Annotated in this window: 2 pseudogenes; both read right to left on the minus strand. The window is 46.3% G+C overall.

Going from position 1 to position 737, the window contains the following annotated elements:
- Window positions 1–252, minus strand: a pseudogene (locus R7Q48_RS27110) (tripartite tricarboxylate transporter TctB family protein); the annotation flags it as partial.
- 241 nt (window positions 253–493) lie between these two features.
- Window positions 494–737 (minus strand): annotated as a pseudogene (locus R7Q48_RS27115) (tripartite tricarboxylate transporter substrate binding protein); the annotation flags it as partial.

Here is a 737-nt window from a genome sequence, read left to right on the forward strand (position 1 = left end):
GGTTAAAACGGCGCCGCTCTTTTTATCTGGTTGGCCAGTCACAAGAAGCAAGAGAGAAAGCCCGATCCCGATATAAGTCAGAATGGTTGGCAAGGTGCGCGCAGTAAACGGTTCATACTCATCGCCCGGAAACAGTGCGATTTGAGACGTTTGATAACCGTAGCAAAGGCAGAAGAGCAGGAAAATCATGGCGCCAACACGGTCGCGACAGAGTAGATATTCTTTGGTAAAAACGTTGGTTGAACGAGACATATTCAACTCCTAACAAGAATAAAAAAGACCGTATATGAACGTTAATGTGCAAAGTAATCCATTAACAAGTAAGCATTTCGCTGCTAGTCGATATGCTTAACAATCAATAAACAAAGGAGTGTGTATGCCGAGTGTCGACAATGTCCATATACGGTGAAACTTAGAGTGCAAATGCCGTTGGGGCGAATAGCAACTCAGGTTTTACGCTAAGTTGCTATCGGAGGGAGCCCTGGAATAACGGTTATTTCAGGAAGCCTAGCTCACGCATCAGGTCACCCATTTGCTTCTCTTGATCTTCAAGGAACGCGAAGAACGCTTTGTCCGCTTTGTAGTTGTCTATCCAACCGTTGCGGTCACGAACGACTTGCCACTCGTCAGTGTTGTACATCTTAGTGAATGCGGCATTCCATTCGTCGATTTTCTTTTGGCTAACGCCCGGTGCAGCAAAGAATCCACGCCAGTTCGCAAATACCGTTTCGTTGCCG

Source organism: Vibrio sp. 378 (assembly GCF_033339435.1).